This window comes from Methylobacterium sp. J-059, assembly GCF_022829485.1.
Lineage (GTDB): Bacteria > Pseudomonadota > Alphaproteobacteria > Rhizobiales > Beijerinckiaceae > Methylobacterium.
Genome location: NZ_JAKSYA010000115.1, coordinates 1 through 8733, shown reverse-complemented (window position 1 = coordinate 8733; position 8733 = coordinate 1). Strand labels below are relative to the sequence as shown.

The window sequence follows — 8733 nt, the reverse complement described above, 5'->3', positions numbered from 1 at the left end:
CCCTTAGGAAGTGGAACTGGACCATGTCGCTCCTCGCCTGGATCTTGCTCGGCCTGATCGCTGGCTTCATCGGCAGCAAGATCGTCAACAACACCGGCCAGGGGCTCGTCGTCGACATCCTGCTCGGCATCGTCTGCGCCGTCGTCGGCGGCTTCCTGTTCAACCAGTTCGGCCGGCCCGGGGTGTCCGGGGTGAACCTTTACAGCCTGCTCGTCGCCATCGTCGGCGCCGTCGTCGGCGGCTTCCTGTTCAACCAGTTCGGCCAGCCCGGGGTGTCCGGGGTGAACCTTTACAGCCTGCTCGTCGCCATCGTCGGCGCCGTGGTGGTGCTGTGGCTCTACCACGCCTTGGTCGGCCGCCGGCGGGTCCTCTGACCCAGCACGATCCGCTTCCGCCCCCTGGGCCGAAGATCGCCCCCCTCCTTCCAACGAAAGCGTACCGACCATGGCGTTGACGCCCAACACCAGCCGTCCGGCCTATGACCGCGACCTACCGACCACCAGCTTGGCCACCCCGGCCGAGGACATGCGCACGATGGCGCTGCACTCGGTCTCCTGGGGGGCGGTGCTCGCCGGCGCCGTGATCGCGCTGGTCGCCCAGGTCATCCTAAACATGGTCGGGCTTGGCATCGGCCTGTCCACGGTGGACCCTGCCGGCAACGGCACCCCGACGGCAGGCAGCCTTTCGTCCGGCGCCGGCATCTGGTTCGTGATCTCCGGCATTCTTGCCGCCACCGCCGGCGGCTGGCTCGCCGGGCGCCTCTCGGGGAAGCCCGCCAACACCACAACCGCCTACCACGGGCTGCTCGCCTGGGCGGTCTCGACGCTGGTCGTCGTGTACCTATTGTCCTCGGCTGTCGGCGGCATCGTCAGTGGCGCGTCGAGCGCGGTGTCGAGCACGCTCGGTGGTGCCGGCAACTTGATCGGTGGCTCGGTGAAGACCGCAGCGCAGGCTGCTGCCCCGTCGCTGCCGGGCATGGACAACCCGTTCTCGAACATCGAGGGCCAGATCCGCGGCACGACTGGCAAGGATCCGGAGGCCCTGAAGAACGCTGCCGTCAGCGCGATGCGCGCTGCCGTGACCGGTGATGCCGCCCAACAAAAGGATGCGCAAGAGAAGGCTGCCCAGACTCTCGCTCAGGCACAGGGCATCCCGGTCGAGCAGGCCCGGACCCAGGTCCAGCAGTACACCCAGCAGTTCAACGACACGGTCGCGAAGACCAAGGAGCAGGCCAAGCAGGCGGCCGACGCTGCTGCGCGAGCCGGCTCACAGGGGGCGCTCTACGGCGCCCTGGCGTTGGTTCTCGGTGCGCTGTCGGCCTTCTTTGCCGGGCGTGGTGCCGCCGTCGACCCGGTGCTCACCCGAACCACCGTTGCCACCACGATTGAGCGTCGGGTCTGACGGTGAGCGACCCCGCCGCCATCGAGCCGCGTCTCCTCGGGACGCAGGACAAGCTGGCGGCGGAGGTCGCCCTCGGCGAATGCGTGACGCTTCCGCTGATTGAGGAAACCGCTCGCATCGAAAAGCGGGCGGTGGAGACTGGCCGGGTGCGGGTCTCGACCCGCACCGAGGCGGTCGACGAGGTCCTGCGCGAGACCCTGCGCAGCGACATGATTGGCGTCACTCGGGTGCCAATCAACCGGACCCTGGCCGAGGGCGAGACGCCCCCGGTGGTCCGCGAGGAGAACGGGGTGACCATCATCCCGGTCCTGGAAGAGATCCTCGTCGTCGAGAAGCGCCTCGTCCTGCGGGAGGAGGTGCATGTCCGCCAAACCACGGCGGGCGAGGACGTCGAGATGCCGGTGACGCTGCGCAGACAGCACGCCGTGATCGAACGCGTGTCCCCAGAGGGGCACGTCACGGCCCTGGCTTCAGCACAAGAATCGGAGATCGAACCATGACTCAGACCATCACCGCCATGTACGACACCTACCCCGAGGCTACCGCCGCCAAGGCGAAGCTCGTCGCCCTCGGCATTCCCGAGGTCGGGGTACGGATCCTGTCCGGCAGCGAGGCCGGTACCGCCGCCGCTAAGACCCATGAAGAAGGCATGTGGGGCTCGCTGAAGGAGTTCTTCATGCCTGAGGAGGATCGCCACCTCCACGCCGAGGGCCTGCACCGGGGCGGGACCATGCTGACCGCGACCGTCGAGGACGGATACGCGGAGCGGACCTACGACATCCTCGAGGAGCACGGCTCGATCGACATGGATGAACGTGAGGCTTCCTGGCGCAAGGAGGGCTGGACCGGGCAGGCGACCGGCGCGCCGGCCATCGCTACCACCCCGACAGCCGCGACCGGCACCACCGGCCTTCATGCGACGGGAACGACTGAAGCCGTTGCGGCGGACGGGACCGCTCGGGGTACGGAGTACATCCCGGTGGTCGAGGAGCGGCTGAACGTCGGCAAGCGCATGGTCGACAGCGGCCGTGTCCGGGTCCGGTCTTACGCGGCCGAGAAGGCCGTGAGCGAGAACGTCACCTTGCGGGACGAGACCGTGCACGTCGACCGGCGCGTGGTCGATCGGGCAGTGACCCCGGGCGACATGGCGTTGTTTGAGGACAAGGTGATCGAAGCCACCGAGATGCGTGAGGAGGCGGTAGTCTCGAAGGAAGCCCGTGTCGTCGGCGAGGTCGGTATCCGCAAGGATGCGGCCCAGCGCGTCGAGACCATAACCGACAAGGTACGCCACACCGAAGTCGAGGTCACCGACGAGCGCGGCAACGTCGAGCGTACCGGCACTGCCGGCACCGTCTCGCACAAGCCGGTCTGAGCCTCGTCACGGGGGCGGCTGCCGGCCGTCCCCGTCCCGCGTCGACGCATGCACTGGTCATCGGACGCAACCGCCATGATCCCGTTCCGCATCCTTGGCCTGGCAGCCCTCGCGGCCCTGCCGACCGTGACCGCTCACGCCCGCGATCTCGGCGTCTCCGAGGAGGCGCTACGGTCGGCCTGCACCGGTGATTACCTCAGGCTTTGCGCCGGCATCGATCCGAACGGCGACCACGTCGAGGCCTGCTTCCGAGCCAAGATGGCGAGGGTCTCCGAAGCCTGCCGCGGTGCCATCGCCGGATACCGCGTCCTGGAAACCACCAACGAACGGCGCGCGCAGTCGCGGTGAGCGCCCAACCCACCACGAGGAGATGATGATGAGCGACGGCTTTCCTTCGATGACCGCCCTGCTCGGGCTGCTCGCCGTGGCGGGCTACCAGAACAAGGACAAGATCGCCGAGATGCTGAAGGGTGCCTCCGACGCCAACCCCTCCGGCGCTACGCCCGGCCAATCGGGCCTCGGCGGCATACTGGGTAACCTCGGCGGCGCAGGCGCCGGTGGACTGCTCGGCGGGGGCCTCGGCCAGCTTATCGAGCATTTCCGTGGCAACGGTCACGGCGAGGCTGCGGATTCATGGGTCCGGCAGGGCCGGAACACCGAGATCCCGGCCGAGCATATGCATTCCGCCATCGGCCCCGACCTGCTCGCAACCCTGACGAAGCAGACCGGCCTTTCGAGCGACGAACTCCTTTCCAGGCTCTCCCGGGAGCTTCCCTCGGCGGTGGATCGCTACACCCCCGACGGCAGGCTGCCCGCCCATTGAGGCGTTGCACCTGAGGACATCCCGCACGCCGGTCGGGGCCTTTCCCAGCCGGACGCGCCGGTCGACACGACCGCAACGAGCACCGCGACGGTGCCACCCGAGGAACACCACCATGGCCAAGACCGCGCACGCCGAGGCTGCCAAGCACCACGAGGCCGCTGCCAAGTCGCATAAGACCGCCGCCGAGCACCACGAGAAGGGCGACGAGACCGCCGCCGCCAAGCACTCGAAGGAGGCCCATGGCCACTCCGAGAAGGCACACGAGAGCTCGACCAAGGCCCACGGCAAGAGCGCCAAGAAGTAACAGATCTGATCCAACCACCGGACGCGCATCCCGCGCGCCCGGCCTGAGCCTCAGAGAAGAACCATGGACGAGAACCGCATCACCGGCGTGGCGAAGGAACTCGGCGGCAAGGTCCAGGGCGCCGTCGGCGACGTCACCGGCGACCACGAGACAAAGGCCAAGGGCGCCGCCAACGACGCCAAGGGCAACGTCGAGAACCTGTCCGGACAGGCCAAGGACGCCGTGCGCGACGTAGCCGATCAGGCGTCCGACCTTGCGCAGGGTGTCATGAAGCAGGGTCGCGACGCCTTCCCCGACGCCGAACGCGCCTACCGACAGAGCGCCGACACGGTGACGAGCTACGCCAAGGAGTCTCCCTTGATGATAGCCGCGATGGCGGGCGCGCTCGGCTACCTCCTTGCGATGGTCGTTCACGGCCGCCGCTAGGCCGGGCCCCCATCCGCATCACCCCGCAGGTCCGGAGCAGCACCATGAACGATCCCCCCGACCTGCGGGTCAGCCACCCATCGCCGATGGTCCAAAAGGGCAGCACTCTCGCCGGCGGGCTTGGCCGATGCTGTACGTGACCAGGCCAGCGGCTATGCGACCAGCGTAAGACCGAGGCGGCCGGCTTCCCGTCCGAGCTTGCCTGCGTGCTGCGTTCGGGCGGCGGCGAGATCGACGGACAGGCACAGGTGAAGCCGTTCGTCCACGCAGTCGCCGACAAACTCGCTGCACTTTCGGACCGCGTCGCACAGCGCGGGTGGCACGACCTGAACTGCGATGCCGAGGCAATCGCGCGGCGCAACCCGCTGGCAACAAGCCTCGCGGTCAGGGCGCTCGGGTACGGCGTCATTCAAATTCTTCGGTCCGGCAATGGCGATGCCCTCAAGTCCCTCGGTGAGCCTAGGCAGGTCTTGGCGGGTATCCGTGAGCGCCGTCCCGCCATCCACGTTTCTCCTTGGCATTCCCGGTCTGCTCGCCGAGGCCTTGAGTGGAGTCGGCGACCTCATCCGGGGCGAGATCGCTCTGCTTTGCCACGAGATGGCCGCCAACCTGCGATGCATGGTCATCGGCCTCGCGGCGATGGCCGGCGCAGCGGTGTTCTCCGTCGTCGGTTTCCTGATCTTGGTCGACACCTTGGTGAAGTGGCTCACCATCGTCGTCGGCTCGGAAGCGCTCTCCGCTCTGATTGATGGGATCGCCTTCCTCGTCATCGGCATCGTCCTGGCACTGGCCGCCAAGAGACGGTTCTCGCTCGATGGGCTCATGCCGACCCGGACGAGCCGACAGCTTCGGCAAGACGCCGCCGTGATTAAGGAGCACGTGGACGCATGACGAGCGCTGCTGACGAACTGGAGCGTGAGATCGAGGCGAGCCGCGGACGCCTTGATGGGACATTGGACAGTCTCATGCAGCGCCTCACCCCCTCCGGCATCGTCGAGGACATGCTAGGTAGCATCCGCCGCGACGCGACCGGGTCTGGCCTGTACGACAGCGCCTTGGAGGCTGTCCGTCGCATTCCGGTGCCGGTGCTCATGATGTGCCTAGGCGCCGTGATGCTGCTCAAGAGCAACCGTTCGCAGGGAGCCGCCACGTATCAGGCCGTGCGTGCCCTGGACAGGTTCACCTCGCCCACCTCCGTCGTCGCCCCGAACTCGCTGGCAACCGTCCCGAAGGACTCCCGCTGATGCGCCCGTACGTCTCCGAGTTTGCCAGCATCGAGCCGACCGAGTTCTAGCACCACATCCGGAGGGACCCGTCGATGACTACCATGCGGACGCTGATCCATTCCGGAAGCAATGACGACCGCTGGTTCCTCTGCCACGGTGACGACCCGGCGGACGTGTTCGTCTTCCACGAGCCGAATGAGCCATCCGGCGACTCGCCGTCCTGCGTCGTGCTCGCCGCCTTCCTAGCATCCGGCTGCGGATCGCCGGAGCATCATGCGCTGATGACGAGGATTGGGTCGCTGGTCCAAGCCCGGTATGCCGGCTCGGTCCCACCCGTCCGCGGTTCCAAGGCCACCGCCGCTGGTGCCGAACCGACCCCGAGCAAGGCCGCCTTCTCGATCTGACCCTTAGCCCCCCAATCTCGCGAGACCGCCATGGCCATCGACTACCGTTTGGAAATGCAACGACCCCACCGAGCAGTTGGAGAGGGCCGGGGTCAGGGTCATGCCGGCAGGGGCCGTCAGTCCCGTGGCGGGTGACTGCGGTCCCGACGATGCGCCCGCCTCGGCGCCCGCCCCATCGGGCGACGGCGCATGAACGCCGAACGGCGCGAACGCCCGGCGGCCCATCGCGTTCACGATTGAGCGATTGCCCCAAGCCTGCTGCCTTTCTGTGAGATGCGCCAGGGACATTCATTGGAACTGTCATGGTCCATCCCGGCTACGACCCCGCCCTCGTGGCGCTATCCATCGCCATCGCCTTTTTCGCCTCGTACACCGCGCTTGACCTCGGTGCCCGCGTGCGTGGGGCCTCGACTGCCCTGCGCTGGGCCTGGGTCGCCGCGGCCTCCGTGGCGATGGGAGGCGGGATCTGGGCGATGCACTTCGTCGGCATGCTCGCCTTCGAGATGGGCATGCCCGCCGCCTACGACCTCGGCATCACGGTCGCCTCACTGCTGATCGCCATCGTCGCCACTGGCGGGGCCTTCGCCTGGGTTAGCCGCAAGCGGGCCGGTCCTCGCGATGTCCTCGTCGGCGGCCCGCTGATGGGCGTCGGGGTCGCCGGGATGCACTATGCCGGGATGGCCGCGATGCGGGTGCCGGGCAACCTGGCATACAGCGTGCCCGTTGTCGCCGCCTCCGTCGCCATCGCGGTTGTCGCGGCGACCGCCGCGTTGTGGCTGACCTTCCGGCAGAACGACGTCTGGCAAAAGCTGGTCGCCGCGGGCGCGATGAGTCTCGCCGTCGCCGGGATGCACTACACCGGCATGGCCGCGGCGACCGTCACGGCGGAGGTTGCCGGGGCGCATGCCGCGCACGCCGGCGGCGTCGGCCTGGGCCAGCAGCACCTCGCCCTGTACGTTGCGGCCGCGACCTTCCTGATCCTGTTTATGGCCATCGTCGCCTCCTCGTTCGACCAGCAGCGGGTGCAACGGCACCTCCATGCCAGCGAGGAACGTTTCCGGGCCGCCGCCGAGGCGGTCGGCGACATCATCTGGACCGCCGACGCGCGGGGCGCCATGACGGGCCCCCAACCGTACTGGCAGGCCTACACCGGTCAGTCCGAGGCCGGGTGCAAGGGGACGGGCTGGGCGGAGGCGGTACACCCAGACGACGTCGAGCCCACTAAGGCGGCATGGCGCGAGGCCGTAGCGGCGAACAGGGGCTACGAGCTCAAGCACCGCGTTCGGAACCGGGATGGCGAGTACCGCCTGTTCGCGGTCAAGGGACGGCCGGTGCGCAATCCGGACGGAACGATCCGCGAGTGGGTCGGCGTACACGCCGACATCACCGAGCGAGAGGCATACGAGGCGGCGCTGGAGGAAGCCCGCGACGCCGCCGAGGAGCACAGTCGGGCGAAGAGCCGGTTCCTGGCAAACATGAGCCACGAGCTCCGGACGCCGCTGTCGGCCGTGATCGGCTACTCCGAGATGCTGGAGGAGGAGGCCGAGGAGCTCGGTCAGGACAGCCTTCTCAAGGACCTCGGCAAGATCAAGTCGAACGCCCAGCACTTGCTCGGGCTGATCAACGACGTGCTCGACCTGTCCAAGGTCGAGGCCGAGAAGATGGAACTCTACCCCGAGGACATCGACGTCGCTGCCTTCGTCACCGCCGCCGCCGGCACCGTGGAGGCGCTGGTCGCCAAGAAGGACAACGTCCTCGCGTTGGACGTGGCCGACGATGTGGGCCGGGCGCGCACGGACGCGACCAAGCTGCGCCAGTGCGTGTTCAACCTGCTCTCGAACGCGGCCAAGTTCACCGAGGGCGGCACCATCACGTTGAGTGCCGCCCGCGAGGTCGACGTGGATGGCGACTGGCTCCGGTTCACGGTGCGGGACACCGGCATCGGTATGAATCCCGAGCAGGTCGGGCGCCTGTTCGAGCGGTTTACTCAGGCCGACGAGAGCACCACGCGCAACTATGGCGGGACCGGTCTCGGGCTCGCACTGAGCCGCGCTTTCGCCCAGCTTCTCGGTGGCGACATCACGGTCGACAGCGTCGAGGGCCAAGGAACGAGCTTCACACTGCGCGTCCCAGCTGTGGCGCCAGAGTGGGCCGTTGAGGCGGCACCGGCGGTTCCCGAGAACCAGATGACGGTGGGCGACCTCGTGCTGGTCATCGATGACGAGGCCAACCAACGCGAGCTGATGACCCGGTTCCTCGAACGCCAACGCTTCGCTGTCCGCACTGCGGGGGACGGGCGCACTGGGCTCGACCTCGCCAAGTCGCTCAAGCCACGTGCGATCCTACTCGACGTGATGATGCCCGAGATGGACGGCTGGTCGGTGCTGGCCGCCCTGAAGGCAGACCCGGAGACTGCAGGCATCCCCGTGGTGATGGTCAGCTTCGTTGCCGACGCGGCGCTGAGCGCCTCGCTCGGTGCGGTTGAGGCGGTCCCCAAGCCCGTGGACTGGGCGCGCCTCCGGACGATCCTTGACCAGTTCCGGGCGGCCGACGGCGACGTGCTCGTGGTCGACGACGACACCGACATGCGCCACCGCCTCCGGACGGTGCTGGAGCGCAACGGCTGGACCGTCCGCGAGGCCGGGAACGGCTGCGAGGCGCTCGACCAGGTCCGGCACGGCGTGCCACGCCTCGTGCTGCTCGATCTGACCATGCCGGTCATGGACGGGTTCTCGTTTCTCGACCGGCTCCGGGACCTGCCCGGCTGCGCCGAGGTC

General features: G+C 68.1%; 13 protein-coding genes. 12 read left to right on the top strand and 1 reads right to left on the bottom strand.

All coding sequences use genetic code 11. The features are described 5' to 3' along the window. The first annotated feature begins 23 nt into the window (after positions 1-23). The 8 genes from MKK55_RS15890 to MKK55_RS15855 all read left to right on the top strand — a co-directional run bounded on the left by MKK55_RS15890 (position 24) and on the right by MKK55_RS15855 (position 4326). Positions 24-374, top strand: a complete 351-nt coding sequence (locus tag MKK55_RS15890) for a GlsB/YeaQ/YmgE family stress response membrane protein (RefSeq protein WP_243936237.1) — start codon at positions 24-26, stop codon at positions 372-374. A 70-nt stretch (positions 375-444) separates the two neighbouring features. Next, positions 445-1401 carry a PhnA-like protein gene (locus MKK55_RS15885; protein ID WP_243936235.1) on the top strand — a complete coding sequence of 319 codons (957 nt, stop codon included), beginning with the start codon at positions 445-447 and terminating at the stop codon, positions 1399-1401. A gap of 2 nt (positions 1402-1403) precedes the next feature. Continuing rightward, positions 1404-1901 (top strand): YsnF/AvaK domain-containing protein, encoded by a 498-nt coding sequence (locus MKK55_RS15880; protein WP_243936228.1) that lies wholly within the window; start codon positions 1404-1406, stop codon positions 1899-1901. After that, positions 1898-2773, top strand: a complete 876-nt coding sequence (locus MKK55_RS15875) for a YsnF/AvaK domain-containing protein (protein WP_243936220.1) — start codon at positions 1898-1900, stop codon at positions 2771-2773. The genes MKK55_RS15880 and MKK55_RS15875 overlap by 4 nt, the downstream gene beginning before the upstream one ends. A 75-nt stretch (positions 2774-2848) precedes the next feature. Then, positions 2849-3121 (top strand): hypothetical protein, encoded by a 273-nt coding sequence (locus tag MKK55_RS15870; protein WP_243936218.1) that lies wholly within the window; start codon positions 2849-2851, stop codon positions 3119-3121. A gap of 28 nt (positions 3122-3149) precedes the next feature. Next, positions 3150-3596, top strand: coding sequence for a YidB family protein (locus MKK55_RS15865; RefSeq protein ID WP_243936216.1), 447 nt, complete (start codon positions 3150-3152; stop codon positions 3594-3596). Between the two features lie 112 nt (positions 3597-3708). Further along, on the top strand, positions 3709-3900 hold the full coding sequence (locus MKK55_RS15860) for a hypothetical protein (RefSeq protein WP_147726154.1): 192 nt from the start codon (positions 3709-3711) through the stop codon (positions 3898-3900). Between the two features lie 63 nt (positions 3901-3963). Further along, positions 3964-4326, top strand: coding sequence for a CsbD family protein (locus tag MKK55_RS15855; protein WP_243936214.1), 363 nt, complete (start codon positions 3964-3966; stop codon positions 4324-4326). Between the two features lie 152 nt (positions 4327-4478). On the opposite strand, the gene MKK55_RS15850 is transcribed toward MKK55_RS15855, so the two are convergent. Continuing rightward, positions 4479-4832, bottom strand: coding sequence for a hypothetical protein (locus MKK55_RS15850; RefSeq protein ID WP_243936212.1), 354 nt, complete (start codon positions 4830-4832; stop codon positions 4479-4481). Between MKK55_RS15850 and MKK55_RS15845 the strand changes: the two genes are divergently transcribed. The 4 genes from MKK55_RS15845 to MKK55_RS15830 all read left to right on the top strand — a co-directional run. Further along, positions 4810-5217, top strand: a complete 408-nt coding sequence (locus tag MKK55_RS15845) for a phage holin family protein (protein WP_243936210.1) — start codon at positions 4810-4812, stop codon at positions 5215-5217. The two genes, MKK55_RS15850 and MKK55_RS15845, sit on opposite strands and share 23 nt — an antisense overlap. Beyond that, positions 5214-5570 (top strand): DUF3618 domain-containing protein, encoded by a 357-nt coding sequence (locus MKK55_RS15840; RefSeq protein ID WP_243936208.1) that lies wholly within the window; start codon positions 5214-5216, stop codon positions 5568-5570. Before MKK55_RS15845 ends, MKK55_RS15840 begins: the two co-directional genes overlap by 4 nt. 74 nt (positions 5571-5644) lie before the next feature. Then, on the top strand, positions 5645-5956 hold the full coding sequence (locus tag MKK55_RS15835; RefSeq protein WP_243936207.1) for a hypothetical protein: 312 nt from the start codon (positions 5645-5647) through the stop codon (positions 5954-5956). Positions 5957-6258: 302 nt separating this feature from the next. Continuing rightward, positions 6259-8733 (top strand): MHYT domain-containing protein (locus MKK55_RS15830; protein ID WP_243936205.1); only part of this gene is annotated, 2475 nt, incomplete at its 3' end.